This window comes from Paenibacillus donghaensis, assembly GCF_002192415.1.
GTDB classification, from domain to species: domain Bacteria; phylum Bacillota; class Bacilli; order Paenibacillales; family Paenibacillaceae; genus Paenibacillus_AQ; species Paenibacillus_AQ donghaensis.
The window spans coordinates 6,360,708-6,385,081 of the sequence record NZ_CP021780.1 but is presented as its reverse complement, the minus strand read 5'-3'; the positions used below and the strand labels follow the sequence as shown (position 1 = coordinate 6,385,081).

General features: G+C 50.2%; 18 protein-coding genes and 1 riboswitch. Of the genes, 11 read left to right on the top strand and 7 right to left on the bottom strand.

Translation table 11 applies throughout. The features are described 5' to 3' along the window. Positions 1 to 71: 71 nt before the first annotated feature. From gcvPB to gcvT, 3 genes are read right to left on the bottom strand one after another with little or no spacing between them, the layout of a single operon-like run. Complete coding sequence (gene gcvPB, locus B9T62_RS28950) at positions 72 to 1,532, bottom strand: aminomethyl-transferring glycine dehydrogenase subunit GcvPB (protein WP_087918417.1); 1,461 nt, start codon at positions 1,530 to 1,532, stop codon at positions 72 to 74. Further along, positions 1,529 to 2,881, bottom strand: coding sequence for an aminomethyl-transferring glycine dehydrogenase subunit GcvPA (gene gcvPA, locus B9T62_RS28945; protein ID WP_087918416.1), 1,353 nt, complete (start codon positions 2,879 to 2,881; stop codon positions 1,529 to 1,531). The genes gcvPB and gcvPA overlap by 4 nt, the downstream gene beginning before the upstream one ends. Further along, positions 2,881 to 4,008, bottom strand: a complete 1,128-nt coding sequence (gene gcvT / locus B9T62_RS28940; protein WP_087920467.1) for a glycine cleavage system aminomethyltransferase GcvT — start codon at positions 4,006 to 4,008, stop codon at positions 2,881 to 2,883. Before gcvT ends, gcvPA begins: the two co-directional genes overlap by 1 nt. 73 nt (positions 4,009 to 4,081) lie before the next feature. Between gcvT and B9T62_RS39575 the strand changes: the two genes are divergently transcribed. Both B9T62_RS39575 and gcvH read left to right on the top strand, forming a co-directional pair. Continuing rightward, a complete protein-coding gene (locus B9T62_RS39575) occupies positions 4,082 to 4,252 on the top strand; it encodes a hypothetical protein (RefSeq protein ID WP_157794052.1) in 171 nt (56 codons plus the stop codon). Beyond that, positions 4,227 to 4,323, bottom strand: a riboswitch (glycine riboswitch). Its footprint overlaps the gene before it by 26 nt. 183 nt (positions 4,324 to 4,506) lie before the next feature. Next, the gene (gene gcvH, locus B9T62_RS28935) at positions 4,507 to 4,896 is read left to right on the top strand and encodes a glycine cleavage system protein GcvH (protein WP_087918415.1); all 390 of its coding nucleotides are present in this window, start codon (positions 4,507 to 4,509) and stop codon (positions 4,894 to 4,896) included. 92 nt (positions 4,897 to 4,988) lie between these two features. Here the strand turns inward: gcvH and B9T62_RS39570 are convergent, their stop codons facing one another. From B9T62_RS39570 to B9T62_RS28925, 3 genes are all read right to left on the bottom strand, one after another. Further along, positions 4,989 to 5,144 carry a hypothetical protein gene (locus B9T62_RS39570; RefSeq protein ID WP_157794051.1) on the bottom strand — a complete coding sequence of 52 codons (156 nt, stop codon included), beginning with the start codon at positions 5,142 to 5,144 and terminating at the stop codon, positions 4,989 to 4,991. Positions 5,145 to 5,212: 68 nt separating this feature from the next. Next, complete coding sequence (locus tag B9T62_RS28930) at positions 5,213 to 6,100, bottom strand: flagellar motor protein MotB (RefSeq protein WP_087918414.1); 888 nt, start codon at positions 6,098 to 6,100, stop codon at positions 5,213 to 5,215. Further along, positions 6,100 to 6,879 (bottom strand): flagellar motor protein, encoded by a 780-nt coding sequence (locus B9T62_RS28925; RefSeq protein WP_087918413.1) that lies wholly within the window; start codon positions 6,877 to 6,879, stop codon positions 6,100 to 6,102. Before B9T62_RS28925 ends, B9T62_RS28930 begins: the two co-directional genes overlap by 1 nt. Before the next feature lie 179 nt (positions 6,880 to 7,058). Here B9T62_RS28925 and uvrB point away from each other — a divergent pair, with 179 nt between their 5' ends. From uvrB to galU, 6 genes are all read left to right on the top strand, one after another. Further along, the gene (uvrB, locus tag B9T62_RS28920; protein ID WP_087918412.1) at positions 7,059 to 9,050 is read left to right on the top strand and encodes an excinuclease ABC subunit UvrB; all 1,992 of its coding nucleotides are present in this window, start codon (positions 7,059 to 7,061) and stop codon (positions 9,048 to 9,050) included. Positions 9,051 to 9,131: 81 nt separating this feature from the next. Beyond that, positions 9,132 to 9,497, top strand: coding sequence for a hypothetical protein (locus B9T62_RS28915; protein WP_169834449.1), 366 nt, complete (start codon positions 9,132 to 9,134; stop codon positions 9,495 to 9,497). 225 nt (positions 9,498 to 9,722) lie between these two features. Beyond that, positions 9,723 to 12,587: an excinuclease ABC subunit UvrA gene (gene uvrA / locus B9T62_RS28910; protein ID WP_087920466.1), complete on the top strand. Its 2,865-nt coding sequence runs from the start codon at positions 9,723 to 9,725 to the stop codon at positions 12,585 to 12,587. A gap of 314 nt (positions 12,588 to 12,901) precedes the next feature. Further along, entirely contained in the window at positions 12,902 to 13,111 is a 210-nt protein-coding gene (locus tag B9T62_RS28905; RefSeq protein WP_087918410.1) for a DUF2759 family protein, read from the top strand. Positions 13,112 to 13,436: 325 nt separating this feature from the next. After that, positions 13,437 to 15,995 (top strand): U32 family peptidase, encoded by a 2,559-nt coding sequence (locus B9T62_RS28900; protein ID WP_087918409.1) that lies wholly within the window; start codon positions 13,437 to 13,439, stop codon positions 15,993 to 15,995. 294 nt (positions 15,996 to 16,289) lie between these two features. Further along, positions 16,290 to 17,177 (top strand): UTP--glucose-1-phosphate uridylyltransferase GalU, encoded by an 888-nt coding sequence (gene galU / locus B9T62_RS28895; RefSeq protein ID WP_087918408.1) that lies wholly within the window; start codon positions 16,290 to 16,292, stop codon positions 17,175 to 17,177. Positions 17,178 to 17,252: 75 nt separating this feature from the next. On the opposite strand, the gene B9T62_RS28890 is transcribed toward galU, so the two are convergent. Further along, positions 17,253 to 20,033, bottom strand: a complete 2,781-nt coding sequence (locus B9T62_RS28890; protein WP_087918407.1) for an O-antigen ligase family protein — start codon at positions 20,031 to 20,033, stop codon at positions 17,253 to 17,255. A 143-nt stretch (positions 20,034 to 20,176) separates the two neighbouring features. Between B9T62_RS28890 and B9T62_RS28885 the strand changes: the two genes are divergently transcribed. The 3 genes from B9T62_RS28885 to B9T62_RS28875 are packed head-to-tail and all read left to right on the top strand — an operon-like array spanning position 20,177 to position 24,372. Further along, the gene (locus tag B9T62_RS28885; protein WP_087918406.1) at positions 20,177 to 21,544 is read left to right on the top strand and encodes an ABC transporter permease; all 1,368 of its coding nucleotides are present in this window, start codon (positions 20,177 to 20,179) and stop codon (positions 21,542 to 21,544) included. A 12-nt stretch (positions 21,545 to 21,556) separates the two neighbouring features. Continuing rightward, positions 21,557 to 22,768: an ABC transporter ATP-binding protein gene (locus B9T62_RS28880; protein WP_087918405.1), complete on the top strand. Its 1,212-nt coding sequence runs from the start codon at positions 21,557 to 21,559 to the stop codon at positions 22,766 to 22,768. Beyond that, on the top strand, positions 22,765 to 24,372 hold the full coding sequence (locus B9T62_RS28875) for a class I SAM-dependent methyltransferase (protein WP_169834448.1): 1,608 nt from the start codon (positions 22,765 to 22,767) through the stop codon (positions 24,370 to 24,372). The genes B9T62_RS28880 and B9T62_RS28875 overlap by 4 nt, the downstream gene beginning before the upstream one ends. Positions 24,373 to 24,374 lie beyond the last annotated feature (2 nt).

Genomic DNA, 24,374 nt, shown 5'->3' with positions numbered 1-24,374 from the left:
TATAATGAAAAAAAGCGGCTAATCTGCAAGTCTATAAACAGACTTGCGGATTAGCCGCTTCGTATATTCGGTTACCCGCAGGAGCAGTTCAGCACCGGCTTGCGCGCGGCCTGAGTCTCATCCAGACGGCTGATCTCCGTCGTATGTGGCGCGTTGATCACAATCTCCGGCGTTTCCTGGGCTTCCTTGACGATTTGGATCATCGTCTCAATGAAGCCGTCGAGCGTTTCCTTGCTTTCGGTTTCGGTCGGTTCGATCATCAGGCACTCTTCGACGGTAAGCGGGAAGTAGACTGTAGGCGGGTGGTAGCCGAAATCGAGCAGCCGTTTGGCTACGTCGAGCGTGCGCACACCGTATTGCTTCAATCCCCGGCCTGACATCACGAACTCATGCTTGCAGACACCTGGATATGGAATTTCGAAATAAGGAGCCAGGCGGTGCATCATATAGTTGGCGTTCAGCACAGCGTTCTCCGACACCTCGCGCAGTCCGTCCGGACCGTAAGTGCGGATATAGGCGTAAGCGCGGACCAGAATGCCGAAGTTGCCGTAGTAAGCCTTCACCCGTCCAATCGACAACGGTCCGCCGAAATCCAGCGTGTAGCTGCCGTCTTCTTGCTTGGCAACGGTTGGCTGCGGCAGGAACGGAATCAGCCGGGTCTTCACGCCAACCGGTCCTGCTCCCGGTCCGCCGCCGCCGTGCGGTGTGCTCATCGTCTTGTGCAGGTTAAGATGCACCACGTCGAAACCCATGTCGCCCGGACGGGTAATGCCCATGATCGCATTGGAGTTGGCTCCATCATAATAGAGCAGGCCGCCTGCTTCATGCACAATAGCGGCGATCTCAACGATCTGTGTCTCGAACAGGCCGAGTGTGCTCGGGTTGGTCAGCATAAGCGCTGCGGTGTCGCTGCCGACTGCCGCCCGCAGCGCGTCCAGATCAACCATTCCCTTCTCGTTGGAAGGAATGGTTATCGTATCGAGACCGGCTGCTGCGGCGCTGGCCGGATTGGTGCCGTGTGAGGAGTCCGGCACAATGACCTTGGTGCGGGTCTCGCCGCGGCTCTCATGGTAGGCGCGGATCATCATCAGGCCGGTCCATTCCCCATGGGCACCGGCGGCAGGCTGGAGAGAAACGGCGTCCATGCCGGTCAGGGCGGCAAGGTCCTTCTGCAGCGTGTACATCAGTTCCAGCGCGCCCTGGATGCTCTCCTCCGGCTGGTAAGGATGAATCTTGGCCAGGCCTGGGAAACGGGCGACATCTTCATTGATCTTCGGGTTATATTTCATCGTACAGGAGCCCAGCGGATAGAAGCCGTTGTCTACCCCGAAATTGCGCCGGGAGAGGGAAGTATAGTGGCGGATCACATCCACTTCCGACACTTCAGGCAGCACTGCCGGCTCGCTGCGCAGCAGCCCTTCCGGGATCATGGTATCAAGGCTCTGCTCCTCAGGGACATCACAGACCGGCAAAGAGTAGGCCGAGCGGCCCGGGCGGCTTAATTCAAAAATCAGACTTTGTTCCGGCTTCATACACAGCCCTCCAGTACGCTTGCGAATTGGTCGATTTCAGTCTTGCTTCTCTTCTCCGTAACGGCAACCAGCATATGTCCGGCCAGCTCGGGATAATCGCGGCCCAGATCGTAGCCGCCGATGTAGCCCTGCCTGATCAGCTTGGAATTAATTTTCTTGACGTCGCTTCCCTCGGGAAGCTTCAGTACAAACTCATTGAAGAATGGGGCGGAGAAGCAGCGTTCTGCACCGCTTAGCTCTGCCAGCCTGCCTGCCGCGTAATGGCTCTTGCGGATATTCAGCTCGCCGACCTCGCGCATGCCTTCCTTGCCCATCACCGAGAGGTAGACGGAAGCGCAGAGCGCCAGCAGCGCCTGATTGGAGCAGATGTTCGACGTAGCCTTCTCGCGGCGGATATGCTGCTCGCGGGCCTGCAGCGTCAGTACGAAGCCGCGCTTGCCGCTGCGGTCTACGGTCTGGCCGACAATCCGGCCCGGCATGCGGCGCATCAGCGGCTCGGCTACGGCGAAGAAGCCGCAGGTAGGGCCGCCAAGCGAAGCCGGAATGCCGAGCGGCTGGGCGTCTCCGACGACGATATCGGCGCCGAGCTTGCCCGGTGTCTCCAGCACGCCGAGGGCAATCGGATTGGCGCTGACCACGAGCAGCCCCTTGACCTCATGGATCAGCGGTTCTACCGCGCGCAGATCCTCGATGCAGCCGAAGAAGTTGGGCGACTGCACCAGCACGGCGGCGGTGTCGCCGTCGATGGCTTCGGCCAGCTTCGCTTGATCGGTAACGCCGTCTTTATAGTCAATCTCCACCACGTCAAGGCCCCAAGCATTCGCAGAGGTGCGCAGCACCTGGCGCGTTTCGGGATGAACGGTGCGGGAGACAATCAGCTTCTTGCGTTTGGTGGCTCCGGCGGCCAGAACAGCCGCTTCGGCGAAGGCAGTAGCCCCATCATACATGCTGGCATTAGCTACCTTCATGCCGGTCAGCTCGCAGATATAGGACTGGAATTCGAAGATTGCCTGCAGTTCCCCCTGGCTGATCTCCGGCTGGTAAGGGGTGTAAGCTGTATAGAATTCGGAGCGGGAGATCACATGGTTAATGACTACGGGAATATGGTGGTCGTAGAGTCCCGCGCCAAGGAAGCTGGCATGGGTGTCGAAGTCGGCATTCTTGTCTGCCAGGCCTTTCATGTGGCGAAGCAGGGCATATTCATCCAGTGGCTCAGACATAGGCATCGTTCCCTGATAGCGGACAGCCTGGGGAATATCGGCGAACAGCTCGTCGATGGACGTAATCCCGACGGTCTCCATCATCTCGGTGCGGTCCTGCGCGGTCATGGGCAGATAACGGTGCTTCATTACGGCTTCACTCCTTGAGTTGTCTTCTTATAAAAAGGGGCTTTCACCACGACAGCCTTCAGCTGCTTGCCGCGGATCTCCACGTTAACCTCTGTGCCGATTTCACTATAAGCGGCATCGATCAGTGCCAGTCCAAGGCTGCGCTTCAGCGTAGGGGACTGCGTTCCGGTGGTCACTTCACCGATCTTGCTGCCGTCGGCCGCGTACACCGGATAATGGGAGCGGGGAATGCCGCGGTCGATCATCTCCAGACCGACCAGACGGCGGGGAAGGCCGGCTTCCTTCTGCTGGAGCAGGGCCTCGCGGCCGATGAAGTCGCCTTTGTCCAGCTTCACGAAGAACTGGACTCCGGCTTCCAGCGGCGTGATGTCCGCCGACAGCTCCTGCCCGTACAGCGGCAGCTTGGCTTCGAAGCGCAGCGTGTCGCGTGCGCCAAGCCCGGCTGGTGTCAGTCCGTGCGGAGCACCTGCAGCCAGCAGTCCGTTCCAGAGCGTGGCGGCGGCTTCCAGCGGTGCGTACAGCTCGAAGCCGTCCTCTCCGGTGTAGCCGGTGCGGGAGAGCAGGACCTTCACGCCGCAGACGGTGGCGTCTTCGATGAACCGGAAGGGCTTCAGCCCTTCCAGCGGCTCAGTGGAAACAGCAGCCATAATCGTCTCGGCCAGCGGCCCCTGCAGCGCCAGCAGCAGCGTCTCGTCAGAGACATTGGTGAGGCTGACTTCGCCGAAGGCGGGGTCCAGATGCTGCTCCAGCCACTGGAAGTCCTTGTCGATGTTGGAGGCGTTGACGACCAGCATATAGCGGTGCTCGCCGAGCCGGTAGACCAGCAGATCATCGACAACGCCGCCGCCTGGGTAACAGAGCAGCGTATACTGCGCCCCGCCGTCGGTCAGCATGCTGACATCGTTCGTGGTCATATGCTGCAGGAAGGCTTCAGCTCCGCTGCCCGTCAACATGAATTCGCCCATATGCGAGACGTCGAACAGTCCGGCCTGCTGGCGGACGGCTTCATGCTCCTTCACTATGCCTGTGAACTGCACCGGCAGCTCCCAGCCGCCGAAGTCGATACATCTCGAATCCGCATAAGCGGAATATAGCTCATAAAATGGCGTACGCTTCAATGTTTCCATTCCCTCACTCCTTTTGATCTGATCGAGCTGCTTCACCTGCCGCTGCACAAAAAAAGGACAGGCGGAAACCATCATGCCGAATGGCATAAATTGGATTCCCGCTCTGTCCTTGGTACCTGAGAGTTACCCTGCACCGGATCAGGCTCCCGGTGAGGTTTCCCCGTTGGTGATCAGGGCGCTGCTTCGCTGCTCGCGTATCCTGATGCTCTCCAGAGATGCGTCCGGCAAAGGTCCTTTTGCCTGAGAGATTCACTCTAACCAGAGCTTACTCCTTCGGCGCCGTCTTCTTGAGACAGTCTCTCCCTATGCCATCATTCGCAAAACGTATGAAATGCTGCTGACTCCATTAAAACGGCAATCGCGTACCGCTGTCAACAAAAAAACGTCAAAAAGTCGACAAATTTAAATTTCCTGTCAGTAATATTGACATAGCGCAGCCAGATAACTTAGGCTATAACTAAATTTACAACTTCATTTTGGAAAAGAGGCGGCTAGTGTATGAGCGAAGTGTTAGACAACCTGCTATACAGCGAAGAGCATGAGTGGGCACAGCAGGCAGCAGGTCAGGTAGTGCGGATTGGCATCACCGATCATGCCCAGCATTTGTTGGGAGATATCGTGTTTGTGGAGTTCCCGGACGTAGGCTCCTCCATCACAGCCGGTGACAGCGTAGGCAGCATTGAATCTGTTAAGACCGTTTCTGAATTATATTCACCGGTTTCCGGCAAGGTCACCCGTATTAACGACGCGCTGGAGGCCAGCCCGGAGCTGATCAATGACCAGCCTTATGGCGAGGGATGGATTTTCGAGGTAGAGATTGAGGGCGAGTTCGCCGCGATTGCCGGCCTGCTGGACGCTGCGGCTTACCGCGAGCTGTTGAGCGAATAGGGATAATTTAAATGTAATTTTTGGTAATTAGTACAACAAGAAGAATAAAGAATCTTATATTTTTAAAAGACAGGCTTTGCACATTGATGTCACTAATGTGTGAGGTCTGTCTTTTGATAGTAGACCAGTCCACCCGCCAGCATGATTGCAAAAACTTGAAATAATGTATTGAACAGCAATGACAAGAGCAGCTGTATGCGGTTTAAGAAACGGGCGGAGTCCCGTGAGGTTCCGTTTGCGGTAGTCATCGGTCCTGAACTCCTTTTTACAGGAAGTGGAAAAGCGAATTTTCGGTATATATTCTACTGAAATCCGCTTATTCCTCCTCCTGCAGCTGCCGCAGCACAATAATCTCCACACGGCGGTTCTTCTGCTGTCCGGCAGCGGTACTGTTGTCAGCCGCAGGACGGGTGTCAGCATATCCTGCATATTGGAAGCTGTCCGGGTCCAGCCCTTCACTGTCCAGGAAGAAGCGCAGTACCGACAGCGCTCTGGCTCCCGACAGCTCCCAGTTGTCATTGTATCGGGAAGCGGAGGATACAGGCGTATTGTCCGTATGTCCCTCAATGCTGATCTTGGCCCCGATGCCCCCAAACAACTCCGACAGCTGGGTCAGAGCAGGCAGGGCAGGGGCTTTCAGCTCGGCTCTGCCGATATCGAACAGAAAGCGGTCGCTTAAGGTGATGGCAATGCCCTGCGGCTTGTCGGCCACAAAAATCTGGTTATCCAGATTATTATCCTCCACATAACGTGTGATGACTCCTACCAGCTCCGCCAGTTTGGCCTCCTGTTCACGGAATGCCAGCTCACGCTCCGATGGCGGCCCCACTGCTGCGGCTGCGCCCGGAGCCGGTGACGAAGAGGGCTGAACACTGCCTTCAGTGCCTGTCCCGCCGCTGTCTGCGCCGTTACCCGGCAAGTCTGTACTCTGGGGAGCCGGAACTACCCCCGGTCCTCCAGATTCTGTGCCTTTGTTTCCGTCAAGCTCACCGTTTCCTCCATCCAGCACAGAACCACCTGATTTGAAGGTCTCTGACAAGGAGCCGGTAACGCTGTTATATTTGGCTGTATCCAGGCTGCTCATGGCAAACATGATTACGAAGAAAATCAGCAGCAGCGTAATCAGATCCGCGTAGGTAATCATCCAGCGGTCACGGCTCTCAGGCACCACATTACGCTGCTTGCGTCGCCCTCTTTGTCTCATTATGAACCTCCTGCTTCCCGGCGGCTTACAGCCGTTTCATCCGGCAGGAAGGAGTTCAGCTTCTTGCGCACCATTAGCGGATGTTCCCCGTTCTGCAAGGCCAGGATGCCGACCAGCAGCATCTCCATGCTGTGCAGCCGGCCTTCGCTGCGGGATTTGATTTTGGAGGCAATGGGTAAAAATAATAGGTTGGCACTGGCAACACCATACAGGGTGGCCGCGAATGCAACCGCAATGGAACCGCCCAGATCTGACGGATCGCTCAGGCTGCTCAGCACACGGATCAGACCCATCACGGTGCCGATGATTCCCATGGTTGGGGCGTACCCGCCGGCGGCTTCGAAGACTTTGGCGTATCCTTCATATTTGGCTTCTTTGGCGTCCATTTCCAGCTCCATAATCTGCCGTACCTGGTCCGGATCTGTGCCGTCTACAATCAGCAGCAGTCCTTCGCGGGTAAAAGCGTCCGGGTGCTCTTCCGCTGTTTTCTCCAGCGTCAGTACACCGCTTCGACGGGTAACAGCGGCCATGGCGATGAGCTCCTCGGCTTTGGCGGCATCATCCGCCGAATGGCGGCCGAAGGCCATGCGCAGCGCTGCAGGAACTTGGCGCAGTCTGCCGGAAGGGAAGCTGACCATAACCGCAGCCAGCGTGCCGCCGAACACAATCAGGGCCGCGTTCAGCTGCAGCAGGCCGGAGAGGCTGCCGCCTTCCCATAGAAAACCGCCGATCAAGGCGGCAAGTCCGGCCAAAAGGCCGATGATTGAGGTAATATCCATAGATTAAGGCTCCTTAAATTACTATATATTATGGTTTGCAAGGATGAAAACTTCAATGTATAATGAACGGGAACAGGTATTCTTATATTCCATTTTTTTCTGGCATTATGCCGCAGCAACTTTCAGCCAACAATTATGATATATTCATATATTTTAGACGATAGAGGGGAGACGGGCAAATGAATGAACTTGTCCTCAGTTCGAAGACTTTCGAATTGGAGTCCGAATATACCCCCCAGGGTGATCAGCCTGTTGCCATAGAGGAATTATTAGAAGGCATCCGGCAGGGCAAGAAGGAGCAGACACTGCTGGGGGCAACTGGTACAGGCAAGACGTTTACGATCGCGCAAGTGATTTCCAAGCTCAACCGGCCGACGCTGGTTATTGCGCACAATAAGACCCTGGCCGCGCAGCTGGCCAGCGAGTTCAAGGAATTCTTTCCCCATAATTCGGTGGATTACTTCGTCAGCTACTACGATTATTTCCAGCCAGAGGCGTACATCCCTTCCTCCGACACCTACATCGAGAAAGACTCCAGCATCAATGAAGAGATCGATAAGCTCCGCCACTCCGCGACCAGCTCTCTGTTCGAACGGCGCGATGTGATTATTGTAGCGAGTGTATCCTGCATTTACGGCCTCGGTTCGCCGGCTGCCTACGGCAACCTGCTGCTGTCACTGCGGGTAGGCATGGAGAAGCCTCGCAACGAGCTGCTGAGCCGATTGGTTGATATCCAGTATCAACGCAACGATATCAATTTCGTGCGCGGTACCTTCCGCGTGCGCGGAGATGTGATCGAGATCTTCCCGGCCTCGCAGGGAGAACGCGCGATCCGGGTAGAGCTGTTCGGAGATGAGGTCGAACGAATTACCGAGATTGACGTGCTGACCGGTGAATTGATTGCTGAACGTGACCATGTGGCTATTTTCCCGGCGTCCCACTTTGTTACGGAAGAAGAAACAATGCGGGTGGCGCTGGTGAATATTGAACGTGAGCTGGAAGAACGGCTGGCGGCGTTGCACGATGCCGGCAAGCTGCTGGAAGCGCAGCGGTTGGAGCAGCGTACACGTTATGATATAGAGATGATGAAAGAGGTAGGCTTCTGCTCCGGGATTGAGAACTATTCCGGTCCGTTGACCTTCCGCGAGCCGGGTGCAACCCCGTATACCTTGATGGATTATTTCCCTGATGACTTACTGATTGTGATTGACGAATCCCATGTGACGCTGCCGCAGATCCGTGCGATGTACAATGGTGACCGGGCGCGCAAGACCGTGCTTGTTGAGCATGGTTTTCGTCTGCCTTCCGCACTTGACAACCGGCCGCTGAGATTTGAGGAATTCGAAGAGAAAGTCAACCAGATTATTTATGTCTCTGCGACCCCCGGCCCCTATGAGCTGGAACGATGCGAGACGATGGTCCAGCAGATTATTCGCCCAACCGGACTGTTGGACCCGATTATTGAAGTCCGTCCTTCCGAAGGACAAATTGATGATCTGATCAACGAGATCCGTGACCGTGTAGAGCGTGATGAGCGTGTGCTGGTCACGACCCTTACGAAGAAGATGTCCGAGGACCTCACAGATTATTTCAAGGAAATCGGCATCAAGGTACGCTACATGCACTCCGATATCAAGACCCTTGAGCGGATGGCGATCCTGCGTGACTTGCGATTGGGCACGTTCCATGTGCTGATTGGGATCAACCTGCTGAGAGAGGGTCTCGACCTGCCCGAAGTTTCTCTGGTAGCGATACTGGATGCTGACAAGGAGGGCTTCCTGCGCTCCGAGCGTTCGCTGATCCAGACCATGGGCCGCGCCGCGCGTAACTCTGAAGGCCGCGTTATTATGTATGCCGACCGGATCACCGACTCCATGGATAAAGCGATGGGCGAGACTTCTCGCCGCCGCGAGATCCAGATCGCCCATAATGAAGCCAATGGAATCACGCCAACGACGATCCACAAGAAGGTTCGCGAAATCATCGAGGCTACCAAGGTGGCCGAGTCCAAGGCTGATTACCTTACAGGTGCCGGCGGCAAGCTGAACAAGAAGGAACGCCAGAGCCTGATGCAGCGCCTCGAGGCGGAGATGAAGAACGCCGCCAAGAACCTGCAATTCGAGCGCGCCGCCGAGCTGCGCGATGCTTTACTGGAGCTGCGGGCTGAATAGCCCCGAGCGCCTTTTTTACTGTGAAATGGAACGGTGCTGTCAACGCCGTTCTTTTTCAATAATATAGGCTTCGCCTATTATATGTCTGTGCTATTGCGCATTCCGAAGGAACAGCTCGCACTTGCCTTTAAGGTCTTGCGCATCCCGAAGGAACAGCTCGCCTTTGACCTTAAGGTTTTGCGCATTCCGAAGGAACAGCTCGCACTTGCCTTTAAGGTCTTGCGCATCCCGAAGGAACAGCTCGTCTTTGATCTTAAGGTTTTGCGCATTCCGAAGGAACAGCTCGCACTTGCCTTTAAGGTCTTGCGCATTCCGAAGGAACAGCTCGCCTTTGACCTTAAGGTTTTGCGCATTCCGAAGGAACAGCTCGCACTTGCCTTTAAGGTCTTGCGCATCCCGAAGGGACAGCTGCACTTAGCGCATTCCGAAGGAACAGCTCTCTTTTGACTTTAGTACCCGGTCGCACATCCCGTCAGGGATAGCGGGCCGTCCATTGCGGCGTCCAAGCGGTCCCGCAGGGATAAGCGTTCCAAGTACCCAGCCTCCTAATCACAGTACCGCCTGGCTCATTCGCCAAGCTTGCAGGTGTCCAGAGGGTGCAACCCTTTGGGGCCCTCCCTTGGAAGGGAGGGTTTGGGAGGGATCGAATTTATTTATGAAGGAGAATCAACCGTGGCAATCGAACATATTGTAATCAAAGGCGCACGAGCGCATAATCTCAAAAATATCGATGTGACGATTCCGCGCGACAAGTTCGTCGTCCTCACAGGGCTAAGCGGCTCCGGCAAGTCATCGCTGGCGTTCGACACCATCTATGCCGAAGGCCAGCGGCGTTACGTTGAATCGCTCTCTGCGTACGCGCGTCAGTTCCTCGGTCAAATGGAGAAACCGGATGTGGATTCGATCGAAGGGTTGTCCCCGGCCATCTCGATTGACCAGAAGACAACCAGCCGCAACCCGCGTTCTACCGTAGGGACAGTAACTGAAATCTACGATTATTTACGGCTGCTGTTTGCCCGGATTGGCCATCCGCATTGTCCTGAGCATGGGATTGAGATTACATCCCAGACCGTCGAACAGATGGTTGACCGGATTATGCAATATCCCGAGAAGACCCGCCTGCAGATTCTGGCTCCGGTTATCTCGGGGCGCAAGGGAGAGCACAAGGGACTATTCACTGATATCTCCAAGCAAGGGTTCGTGCGGGTGCGTGTAGATGGTGAACTGCGTGATCTGTCCGAGGAGATTGAACTGGAGAAGAACAAGAAGCACACCATTGAAGTGGTGGTGGACCGGATCGTCATCAAGGATGATGTAGAGACACGCCTGACCGACTCGCTGGAAACTGCGCTGAAGCTGTCCGGAGGTCAGATTCTGGTTGATGTGATCGGCCAGGAGGAGCTGCTGTTCAGTGCAAGCTTCGCTTGTCCCGTCTGCGGATTCAGCATTGATGAGCTGGCGCCGCGCATGTTCTCTTTCAACAGCCCATTCGGGGCTTGCCCCGAGTGTGACGGACTAGGTGTGAAGATGGTAGTTGACCCGGATCTTTTGATTCCTGACCACGGGATGACGATAGCGCAGGGGGCATTTGTAGCCTGGACCGGCAGCACCTCCAATTATTATCCGCAATTTCTGAAATCGGTCTGTGAGCATTTCAAAATTCCGCAGGATGTGCCGGTCGGTAGTTTGCCGGCGGAACAAATGGCCAAGCTGTTGAATGGCACCGGCAGTGAGAAGATTCGATTCAAATACGAAAATGATTTCGGCCAGAAGAAGGATGCCATGGTAGCCTTTGAGGGGATCATTCCCAATCTGGAACGGCGTTACCGGGAGACGGCCTCGGACGGTATCCGTGAATATATTGAAGGCTTCATGAGCGCCAAGCCCTGTCATGTCTGCAAAGGTAAACGCCTGAAGCGTGAAATTCTTGCCGTTACGATCAACGAACAGAATATCTCAGATGTGACCAATCTGTCGATTGGTGATTGTGAGCGGATGTTTGCAAGCATTGAGCTGAGTGAGAAGGAGCAGGCGATTGCCAACCTAATTCTCAAGGAAATCAGCTCCCGGCTCGGCTTCCTGGTGAATGTGGGGCTGGACTATCTGTCGCTTAGCCGTGCGGCGGGCTCTTTGTCCGGTGGAGAGGCGCAGCGGATTCGTCTGGCGACCCAGATTGGATCAAGCCTGATGGGCGTACTCTACATTCTGGACGAGCCCAGCATAGGCCTGCATCAGCGAGACAATGACCGTCTGATCTCTACCTTGGCCCATATGCGCGATCTCGGCAACACGCTGATTGTAGTTGAGCATGATGAAGACACGATGATGGCTGCTGATTATATCATTGATATTGGACCGGGTGCAGGCATTCACGGCGGACAGGTAATGTCTCAGGGAACGCCGCAGGAGATTATGGATGATCCGAATTCCCTGACAGGGGACTATCTGAGCGGACGGAAGTTTATTCCGGTAACCGCGAAACGCCGTCCCACCGATGACCGCTGGCTGGAAATCCGCGGTGCCAAAGAAAATAACCTGAAGAATGTGAATGTGAAGATTCCGCTGGGTGTGTTCACAGCAGTAACGGGAGTTTCCGGCTCAGGCAAATCCTCGCTCATTAATGAAATACTATATAAGAGCCTAGCACGGCAATTGAACAGAGCCATCAAGGTCCGACCCGGCCAGCATAAAGAAATCCGCGGACTGGATCATCTCGACAAGGTGATCGAGATCGATCAGTCACCGATCGGACGGACGCCAAGATCGAATCCGGCGACCTATACCGGGGTATTCGACGATATCCGTGATCTGTTCTCCAAGACTAATGAAGCCAAGGTGCGCGGTTTCCAAAAAGGCCGCTTCAGCTTCAACGTCAAAGGTGGGCGCTGTGAAGCTTGCCGCGGCGATGGAATTATCAAGATTGAGATGCACTTCCTGCCGGATGTATACGTTCCTTGTGAAGTATGTAAGGGCAAACGTTACAACCGTGAGACGATGGAAGTGAAGTATAAAGGCAAGAGCATTGCCGATGTGCTGGAAATGACCGTAGAGGATGCTACGGAATTCTTCAAGAACATTCCTAAGATCCACCGTAAGATGCAGACGCTGATGGATGTGGGCCTGGGTTATATCAACATCGGGCAGCCGGGAACTACTTTGTCCGGCGGCGAAGCACAGCGCGTGAAGCTGGCCTCCGAGTTGTATCGCCGCAGCACCGGCAAGACGCTCTACATTCTGGACGAGCCAACGACAGGTCTGCATGTGGATGATATCGGACGATTGCTGGAGGTATTACACCGTTTGGTGGATTCCGGCGAGTCTGTGCTGGTGATCGAACATAATCTGGATGTGATCAAGACGGCCGACTATATCATTGATATGGGTCCGGAAGGTGGAAGCGGCGGCGGGACTGTGCTCGCAACGGGAACACCGGAGAAGATCATCAAGGTGGAAGAATCGTATACCGGGAGATACTTGAAGCCGATATTGCTCCGCGATACGAAGCGAACGGAGGATATGCTGCAGACTGTAAACTAGTATATATGATAGGTAACCCTACGAAATAAATATGAGAAAAAGCTGGGCCGCTGAGGCTCAGCTTTTTTTGCGGAACTGCCGGAGGGCAGGTACTTGAACAGAAAACAAACTTGTAATTTCCGTTGATAACCTCATGACTGCAATGAATAAAATCACTCAAACAATCGATGAATGGCTCAGAAAAACAATTTTTTATAACAAATATACAAAACTGCTCAAAATGTTCTTGCACGCATGAAATGGTGGCGATAACATAGAAGGTGACACAGGGGACAGAGTGCTTGTTTTGACAACACTTTTGGGGAGGTTGTGCCATGCTGCTTGCAGAAGCTGCTGTGCAGGAAGCGTCGAAATTCCATACCTTTGATGTATTTATGGTTTTGTTTACGATCCTGATTCTGGTCGGCGTGATCCGGCTGCTGAAAGCTCCGCAGAAGAATAAATTTGCCATTGGTTTTGGAATTGTCAGCCTGATTGTATTTCTAGTGTCTGACTATGCCATGATTATGAATTGGATCAGCTAGGAGGTGTCTTCAAACCCGATGATTCGGAGGACAAGGACAATTCAAGCGGCGACGGGGAGAGAAGATTTCTCTACCTGTTGCTGCTCAATCTGTGATAATCCTCCTGAAGCTTAGGTTTGAAGACACGCTCTAAGGCAATTACCGAATCCGCCAACACGAACGGCATAGGTTTCAGGGCAAAGACACCTTTACCGCCGCAGGCGCACTGAAGGCGTCTTTTTATAAATGTTGGTAAACCCGTGGCGCACTGGTGTGATATTTGATACAATTAATAAGTTAATCGTACAGAAATGACCCGCTGAATCAGCGGTTTGGGAGGATATAAATGAAAGAGCAAGAAATACGCAGAGAAGACGTGGAGCTGCTGGCTCCGGCGGGTGACTGGGACTGCATGCGTGCGGCGGTGGCGAACGGGGCGGACGCTGTCTTTTTTGGCGTAGAGAAGTTTAATGCACGGGCGAGAGCGAACAACTTCCGCATGGACGAGCTGCCGGAGATTATGGCGTTCCTGCACAGCTATGGTGTGAAGGGATTCCTGACCTTTAATATATTGGTGTTTGAGAATGAACTGCTGGAAGCAAAGCAACTGATTGATGCCTGTGTGGAGGCCGGAGTTGACGCGGTGATTGTACAGGATCTTGGGCTGGTGAAGCTGATCCGCGAGATTTCGCCGGATTTCCCGATTCATGGTTCGACGCAAATGACGATCACCTCGCCGGAGGCGGTGGAATTCACGAAGCCGTTCGGGCTGGAGCGAGTGGTGCTGGGGCGTGAGAATAACCTGAAGCAGATCCGCACCATCGGGGAACAGGCCCGCCTGCCGATGGAAGTGTTCGTGCACGGTGCGCTGTGTGTATCATATTCCGGCCAGTGTCTGACCTCGGAGATGTGGGGTGGACGCTCCGCGAACCGCGGCGAATGCGCACAGGCCTGCCGCCTGCCGTATGATCTGATGGTAGATGGCGAGATCAAACCGATGGGGGACGTAACGTACCTGCTCTCACCGAAGGATCTGGCCGCCATTGATCTGATGCCGGAGTTGATTGAAGCAGGCGTGACCTCCTTCAAGATTGAAGGCCGCCTGAAGAGCCCTGAATATGTAGCCAATGTAGTTGGCAAGTACCGCAAGGCGATTGACCGTTATTTCGACGGGGAATGGTCTGCACCCTCCAAGGAAGAGATGCGTGAGCTGCAGCAGAGCTTCTCGCGTGGTTTCACACACGGTTTCCTAGACGGTACGGATAATAAAAAGCTGATCGATGGCACGTTCCCCAAAAGCCGGGGCGTGTACCTCGGAACGGTGGAGCAGATCCTCCGCGATGGCGTAGTCTGCCGTATCCATGCGCCGCTGAAGCGCGGGGATGGGATTGTTTTTGACGCTGGTGATCCAACAAAGAAGGAAGAAGGCGGACGCGTCTACGATCTGCGCCGCAAAGGCGTAAAGCTGGAAGGCGAAGCCGGTGAAGGCTGGATCATCGACATCGTCGCCGGACGCAACGACGTTGATCTGCGCCGTCTGCATGTCGGCGACCGCATCTGGAAGACCAACGATCCTGCGTTGGACAAGTCGCTGCGCCAGACGTATGAGACGGAGAAGCCCTACCGCGTCTTCCCCGTGCACGTGAAGGTGGAAGGCCGTGTCGGCGAGCCGCTCTCGACCTGGTGGAGTGACGTGCAGAAGAACGTCACGGTGCGTGTGGACTCGGAGCTGCCGCTGGAAGCGGCCCAGAAGCGCCCGATGGACACTGCCCTGCTGGAAGAGCAATTCGGCCGCCTGGGCGGGACTGTGTTCCAGCTGGATGCTCTTACGTCGCAGCTGGAAGGCGACGTAATCGTGCCCATGCGCGAGCTGAACAGCATCCGCCGCCGCGCGGTGGAGCTGCTTGCGGGCGAGCGCCCGAAACCTCCCGTCTATGTGAAACGGGAGGTAGAGGTCTACGGCGGCACTGCCCGCAGGGGCGCCGCTGGGGCGGCCCTCCCCGCTGCGCGGGAGGGCGCGGGCCGTGCGCACGGTGAAGCGGAGCTGACCGTGCTGTGCCGCAGCCTGCCGCAGGTGCAGGCTGCGCTCGAGGCCGGCGTGAAGAGCATCTACGCCGACTTCGAGTTTATCAAGCAGTTCCCGGCAGCGGTGGACGCTGTCCGGGCTGCGGGCGCCAGCATCACGCTGGCGACGCCGCGCATCCATATGCCTGGTGAGAATGGCTACCACGCCAATATTCTGCGCCTGCAGCCGGATGCGGTGCTCGTGCGCAACACGGGCGCGCTGTACTATTACCTGCGCCGCCGCCAGGAGCAGCCGGATGTCGTGCATCCGCGCCTGATCGGGGACTTCTCGCTCAACATCGCCAACCATAAAGCGGTGGAGCTGTTCCTGGAAGCAGGCTGTGATATGATCACGCCATCCTATGATCTGAACATCCAGCAGATGGTCGACCTGCTCGGCAACAGCAGTAATACATCGAGCATGGAGATCGTGATTCATCAGCATCTGCCGATGTTCCATACTGAACATTGCGTGTATTGTACCTTCATGAGTGAAGGCACCAACTACACCAACTGCGGCCGACCTTGCGAGGAGCAGCGTGCTTCCCTGCAGGACCGGATCGGCATGTCCCATCCGGTGCGGGTGGATGAAGGCTGCCGTAATACGGTATTCAATGCCGTCGAACAGTCCGGTGCGGAATACCTGGACAATTTCCGTGAACACGGGGTGTCCAGCTTCCGGATTGAGTTCCTGGAGGAAACGCCTGAACAGGTGGCGGAAGTAATCAGCTTGTACAGCCGCGCGCTACGCGGAGAGATCTCCGGCACCCAGGTCTGGAAGAGTCTAAAAGCAACCAACCAGCTCGGAGTAACCCGCGGGCAGCTGGTGAATGCCAAGTAATTCATAGCAGCAGCCACAACGGCCAGGCCAGCAAGGCGGAAGTTCACTTCTACAACAGGTGATGCTTCCGGGCCTTGTATGCCTGGCCTTTTTCTGAATATAAGAGAGTAGATGCTTTACCCCATCACTTAACCTTCTATTTCACGCAGAAATGGATGCCAGTCTCTAAGAAGTTGACTCTGCCAAAACCCAATAATTACTGTTATAATGTTAATAAATATGCCATTTTTTAAGAGGTCATGAGAAACACGGCGACCCTATATACAGTAGATGACAGAAGGAGCAATGTGAGAGATGAAGATCCGTAAAGCGATTATCCCTGCCGCCGGTCTGGGCACCCGCTTTTTGCCCGCAACCAAGGCCATGCCCAAAGAAATGCTGCCGATTGTCGATAAACCAACCATCCAATATATTGTCGAAGAAGCGGTAGCTTCCGGGATTGAGGATATTATTATTGTGACAGGGAAAGGCAAACGTGCAATAGAGGACCATTTCGACAATTCCTTCGAGCTGGAGTTTGGTTTGGCCGAGAAGCAGAAGTGGGAGCTGTTGGAATCCGTGCGCAAATCCTCGGAGATGGCCGACATTCACTATATCCGTCAAAAAGAACCGAAGGGTCTGGGTCACGCCATTTGGTGCGCGCGCAAATTCATCGGCAACGAACCGTTTGCCGTATTGCTCGGTGACGATATTGTTGAAGCAGAGAAGCCCTGCCTTCTGCAAATGATCGAAATCTTTGATCAATACAAATCTTCGGTTGTAGGCGTCCAGCAGGTGCCTTGGGAAGAAGTATCCCGCTATGGCGTTGTGGATGGAACCCCGCTAGCGGAGCGGGTCTACAAAGCTAACCGGCTGGTAGAGAAACCCAAGCGTGAAGAAGCGCCTTCCAACCTCGCTATCTTGGGCCGCTACATCCTGACTCCCCGTATCTTCGATATCCTGGGTGAGCAGCAGGTAGGGGTAGGCGGAGAGATTCAGCTGACAGACGCCATTGCCCGTTTGAGCGACGTGGAGCGGATTATAGCGTATGACTTCGAAGGCAAGCGCCACGACGTAGGGGAGAAGATGGGCTTTATCCAGACGACCATCCATTACGCGCTTCAGCATGCTGAGCTTAAAGAGGACCTGCTGCTGTATTTGAGAAAGGTACTGGAGCAAGAAGCCGAAGAGGCACTTAAATAACAACTGTGTTATAGAATAAAAAAAGAGCGCCCACCCCTACTTGAGGGAGAGCGCTCTTTTGGCAATCATTTGTCACTAATTTAGTCTCGTATTAGCTATTTGGGTAACCTGCTCTGCTTCTGCAGGATCGGCTGCAATCAGCTTGTCATAAACAGCCTGATCCGGAGCAATGCCCGCTCTTTGCTGTGCCGCCAGATACCAGCGTGCGATCTCACGGTTCGTGGCATCATTGTAGTCGTCGGTGAGAACCTGCTGCAACGTGGAAATAGCAAGCTGAGTTTGTCTGGTCATATACTGCATTTTTCCTACATTCAGCGCAATCGCCGGAGTAGTTTTAAATTCCGGATGGGTTGCCAGAAGCTTGTAGGCTTGCAGGCCGTTCTGAGAATGTACATACATCGGAGACAGATCTGCTGGCTGCTGAGCGAAGGTTGCTTGTCCCAGGTCACTAGAGATGCGGATGAAGCCTGCGTACCAATCCGTCGTCCATAGATTTCCACTGTCTGCCAGCTCGGCATAGTTGCCGGTGAAGCCCAACTTCACGGTAGCAGCGGCTGCTTCAGCATCACCCTTCAGGAGCTGCATGTTGCCGATGTTCAGTGCTATGATCGGAGTAATGGCAAAAGGTCTTCCCTGCAGTTGTTCCGGCGGCAGAGTCTTCAGATGCTCGATGTTGGCCAGGACATGCTCATAGGTTTTGAAAACCGTTTGGAGGAATTCCTGCAGCTTGGCATCATCTTTCTGTGCAGAGGCCTCTTGTGCCAATAAAGCACCCCGGTTGAACAGCTCACTGTACCAGTCGATATCCCAATTGAAGTTGACTGTGTTATCGAGATATACCTTGTAAGCCAGGTCGCTTTGACCTTTTAGGTCATAATAGCTGGCAAGCTGGACCAGCAGTTGTTTGTTGAAAGGCTCATCCTTCAGTGCCCGGGTAAGCACACTGTAAGACTCAGCCAGGAACTGTTCATCCTGAGTTTGCGCAAACACCGTCTGGTCAATAGATGATAGCATAAGGGCGGATTCCGGATGACTTGGACGTTCCTTAAGAGCGGCCACCAGCGGCGTCTTCAGCTCTTCATACGACTGGCTGACATTAACCAGTTTTTTGGCTTTCATTCCATCACTAGCTGAGCTAATGTAGGTGATGGAGAGGAATAGCATATACACGGTGCCTATAGTAAGCGCGGCCAGATATCCAAGACGAACACCTTTTTTGTTCCAGCCCTTGCGAAGCGGTTTGCTGTCCATTACGACAGTCATTCCCGCAAGACCGATAAAGACCAGAATTCCCATAAAAGCATAACTTAAGTTAAAGTCCAGCAAGCTGTGAATCAGGATGGACAAAGCGATAATCAGGAAGAAAAATCCGTTCTGGAAATCATCCTTATCCCGCTTCACATAGCCACGGATATATTTATAGAAAATATACAGAATGAAACTCATGAACAGCACGAATCCGACAATCCCAACTTCGATTAAATATTGCAGGAAGAAGTTGTGCACCTGACGGACAGTATAAGGGTTGTTCTCATATTTCTCATAGAGCGTAGCCCAACCGCCGCCGCCGGTGCCTAAGATTGGATAATCTTTAATAACCTTCATCGAGTCTTTGTAGAAAGTGATCCGCTCCAGTACACTGTGCTGTCTGAAGTTGATATTCTCCAGCCGGACACTGATATTGGCGGGCAGAATATTTTTGGCGCTTGTACCAATGAATAGAAAAGCGATGATAGCTACCATAACTACAGAACCGAGTGGGATCCACAGTCCGGTTAGTTTGCGTGACTCCGATCCGCCAAGCTTGCGGTGCAGCCAAGGTGCGGCATATTTCTGAATCGCCCAGCTTAGAGCAGTTGCAACAGCAGAGGCGCCCAACAGGTAGGCCCAGCCTTTAAAAGCATCACCTGCATTGAAATTGGCGACCAATTTGGTGACTCCGTCAATCTGCTGTGCATTAAGCGATATGCCCAGATCACTGACCGGGGTGGTTACAATCAGCGCTGCGATCCCGGCTATACCCAGATGAACAATCCAGAGAATCTGCTGCACAGGCTTCAGGAACAGCAGCAGCAGCACGAAGGCTACGGGAAGCATCACGAGACCGCCGCGTGAGAGCGTCAGCAGCAGTGATACAATAAGCGGTACCAGCATGAAAGCATGGGTCAGCGTGCCATACCATTTACGTGAACGAATCAGAGCAAATACCGCTACGAACAAAAAGGCCATTAAAAAGGCAGCGTATGTATTCGCATATTGAAATACAGAGGTTAGGCGCAAGCCGTTGGAATCGACCATGACGGCATCCCAGTATCTGCCGTTGGTTACGGTACTAGTGAACCAGCCTACCAAATTTCCGGCAAATTTCCAGCCTCCGAGCCAGTTCAACAGCCCAAATCCGACAATAAAATACGCTACCGCCAGCACCGCATTTTGAATGACAACATTTAGTTGCTTTTGCTTCAGCAGATAAAAGGCTATAATGAAGACTGCCGCATACATGCTCTGGATAAAGAACAGATTCATCGCCATATAATGAGAAACAGCGACAAACACCGACAACGCGTATAATACCGGAAGCAGCAGTGAGACTGCGGCGGTCAGATCACGCTGCTCCTCAAGCTTGAACTTCTTGTAGTACAAGCCGACCCAGAGCAGCAGCATAAGTCCGCTGAGCAGCGCAGACACATAAATTGCGTTCTCATAATCCAACGCCTGGCCATTAAACAGCGCCACCTGAAATGGGGTCCAGATCAAGAACAAAATCAACCCAACAACCAAAGCCCACACCGGGCCCGGAATTTTTTCAACATTTCTCGACTGAGATGCGTTTTTACCGTATACTGGTTTCGACACGTTATAATCTCCTTTTCCTGTAGGTACGTGGATATTTTAACATAAGTGGTCAAACGAATAAACTTTATTAGATAAAATGAAAACTAATAAGACAAAGCGAGTTATATATTTAAGCTACTTGTTGATGTGAGGAGTAAAGATTAATGAAGTTTTTGAAACGCTTAATTATTGTATTGGTTTCCATAATGGTTATGTTAGGAGTTTTTTATTTATTAAGTGCTCATCAAAAATCTAGTACTCAAATGTACATTCAGTTTGATGTCAAATCCTCGGTTGCTGATGATATTCAAGTTTTCTTCTCTCCGGAGGCCGAAGGTTGGACTGAAACGAATTCGGAATTTAAAAAGTATGAAGTAAAGGGCTCTTGGAAAACCTTTCGTTTTGAATTGCCTAGGGCATACAGTTTTATTAGAATAGATGTAGGACAAACCAAAAACTCGGATTTATCTATTAGAGATATTCATTTCAGTGCAATCACTAAGTCGAATGTTCCGTTGGACGATTCTAGTATTAAGTTCAATCAAATAAAAATTAATAATTCATCTAATAATGAAATGAACTTTAACTCAATAGGTAACGACCCTTATTTATCTTTTAATACAACTCCCTTTATTAAAGGAGCATACGAAGGGATAAATATTTTCACATTATTATTCAATATTCTTATAAGTGTTTTAGTAGGGAGCTTGTTTTATTTTGTTGTCAAGAGATTCAGATGCTCTATAGGATTCGCTCGTGAAATTAGAAACAATAAAAGTTTAATTTATAATTTGGCGAAAAATGATTTTAAAACCAGATATGCCTCTTCGTATTTGGGGGTATTGTGGGGATTTATCCAACCCTTAATAACAATAGTAACTTATTGGTTTGTATTTCAAGTTGGACTTAGAAGTGGGAGTGTTGGTGACGTTCCATTTATAATCTGGTTTATTGCCGGTATAGTTCCTTGGTTCTTTTTTTCTGAAGCATTAACAGGGGCGACTAATGTATTCTCAGAGTATAGTTATTTGGTTAAAAAAGTTGTATTTAAAATAGAACTTCTACCATTTGTTAAAATTTTATCTGCAGGCTTTGTTCAAATCTTTTTTGTTATTTTTATTTTCATTGTTTATGGTTTTTATGGATATTTACCTGGATTATACAATTTACAAATAATTTACTATTTTATTTGTATGCTTGTGTTAGTGACTGCAATAACTTTTGTAACTTCGGCTGTTGTGCTCTTCTTTAAAGATCTAAATCAAATAATTGCTGTAGTTATTCAAATAGGGTTCTGGTTTACTCCTATAGGTTGGTCAGTCACTATGCTTTCTGAAACATGGGCCAAAATATTTAAACTTAATCCGATGTATTATATTGTGCAGGGATATCGGGATACTTTCATAGATGAAATTATTTTTTATGATCGTCCTTATCAAACAATCTACTTTTGGTTATTTTGTATAATTGTATTTACTTTGGGATTTAAGCTTTTTGAAAAACTTAAACCTCATTTCTCAGATGTGTTATAGGGAGTGTGGAAAATGGAAAAAATTATTGATATCCGTAATGTAACAAAAATGTATAAGTTATACGAAAAGCCAATGGACCGTTTTAAAGAGTCAGTCTCTTTTAGCAAAAGGAACTATCATGAAGAGTTTAAAGCTTTAGATAATGTTACATTTTCAATAAACAAGGGTGATGCTATAGGGATATTGGGTACTAACGGATCGGGTAAATCAACTCTTTTAAAAATGATCACAGGTGTGCTGACCCCAACCAATGGTGACATAGTAGTGAACGGTAAGATCTCTGCTATTTTGGAGCTGGGTGCGGGATTTAATCCTGAGTACACAGGGCGTGCTAACATATACCTCAATGGCCTTATGATGGGATACAATAGAGAGGAAATGGAGGAGAGAATAAATAATATAATAGAATTTGCTGATATCGGAAGCTTTATAGAACAACCGGTTAAAGTTTATTCCAGTGGAATGTTCGCCAGACTTGCATTTGCAGTTTCTATTAATGTCGAACCGGATATTTTAATTGTTGATGAAGCACTGGCTGTAGGTGATATCAGGTTTCAGACCAAGTGTATTGAGAAAATGAAGGAATTAAAAGCACAGGGAACAACAATTCTATTTGTATCGCATGCTCCCGAGCAAGTAAAACGATTTTGTAACAAGGCAGCTTGGTTGAATCAAGGTATATTGAAAGCTTTAGGTGAATCCAGTGAAATAGTGGATTTGTATGAGGATTTTATGAAAAACGGACCGGATTCGGGGTCGGAAGTAAGGACGATTAGTATTAGTAGTGAAGAATTAAATGATTTTCAATTGCCTACAAATCCTGATGTTTTGGCCTTAGTTACTAAAGTTGCGATAAATAAAGACAGCTTTAAAACATTTGAAAAGTTGGAAATCAGAATTGATTATGAAGTATATGCCAATTCAATTGAGGATTTGCTTTTAGGTGTAGCTATATACACTCCCAAAAGAGAATATATATTCGGACCAAATACTCACTTAGAAAAAGTAAGTATTCCCACTGACATAGGAAGGCACAGCATTAATTATGTCATTTCTGAACTTCCTTTACTTGGTGGGAGTTTCTCTGTCGATGTAGGCATCTTTAACAATGAGGGCTTGGTTTGTCTAGACTATAAACAAGATATACTCGGATTCAGCGTGTCTAACAAGTACTTTTCAGAAGGCATCGTATATATGAAGCATAGATGGGAAGTGGTGAAGTGAATCAAATACCTTTTGATCAATTTCAAAGATATAATAATGTGAAAAAGATTATTGACGGTTTGCGAAATGGAAATGAAAGATATAGGATTTTAGAGGTTGGAGCAAATGAACATCAGAATTTAGAGAGATTTCTTCCAATAGATAAAATTACTTATTTAGATATACAACTTCCTAAGGAGTTAGAGACTAATCCGAAATATATTCTTGGTGACGCTACTCAGATGACCTTTGAAGATAACGCTTATGACATTGTTGTAGCACTTGATGTGTATGAACATATCCCTCCTGAAAAAAGAAATAAATTTATCGATGAATTAAGTAGGGTGAGCGCTCACTTTTTTGTGATAACAGCCCCTTTTTACTCAGAGGAAGTAAAAGAGTCTGAAAATAGATTGAATACACTTTATGCAAGCATGTTTAAAGAGAATTTTATTTGGTTAGAAGAGCACGCGGAAAATGGATTGCCTATACTAAGCGAACTCGTACAGTATCTAGAGCATAGTGATAACAATTTTAATATTATTTCACATGGTAATGTTGATATATGGGAAAAAATTATGAGTATGCATTTTTTCGCTGCCCAAAACCCTGAATTAATAATGTACAGAGAGAAAGTTGATCAATTCTATAATGAACATATTTTTAATTGCGATTACTCAGATCAGTCATATAGAAAGATAGTTATAGGATCTAAGTCAATGACTGTAAATAAAATTTCAATTGGGGAGAACAAACAAGTCCCTTTAAAAGAACTTGCAAAGCTACAAGAGTTAGAAAACAGTTTTTTTGAACTACGAGCATTTTTTATTAAAGAATCAACTGAAAAGAAGCTTTCTGAGTTTAAAAATGATTTGCAGCAGTTTAAAATTGATATTGCGAAAGAGAAAGAGAAAGAGAAAGATAAATTACAATTATACGTTAATACGGGAATTGGCTTTAGTGAAGAACAAAGTTTGGCCTATCACTTGGAAAATAGAAATGAAGGTTCCTTTTATTTTAATTTGTCAGAATTTAATGAAGTTAAGTCATTGAGAATAGATCCTTCCATGTTCTCAGGAATATTTGAAATAAAAAAAGTGAAAATAAATAATGAATTTTGTGATATTAAAATGAAAGGGAACTACGTATTGGACTTGCGCAATGAAACATTTGTATTTGAGAACGACGATCCGTTTATTGAATTTAGCTTAGATAAGAGTAGAAAAATAGAATATTTGGAATTTCAATGTATGCCAGTTAAAACCTCAACTTTGGTGAGTGAATTAAAGACCTTACAAAATGTCGCTGATGAATATTTGACGGATTTGAAATTGAAAAATGTGATCAATAATAGTTTGGAAGAGCAGGTAAGTGACTCTCTATTGAAAAATAAAAGCCTAACTGGTCAGATTAATAATAAAGAAAATGAAATTACTGAAAAGGAACGATTCATAAAAATCTTGGAAGACACTAATAAGGATTTAAAAACAGAAATTGCTAAAAAAGAAGAAGAGCAACGCTTATTAGCTCTAAAACAAACGGAATTAACTGCCGAATTATCAGGGATATATTCCTCAAGGTCTTGGAAGCTTGTTAAACGTTTAAAGTCGCTCATTAATAAATAACA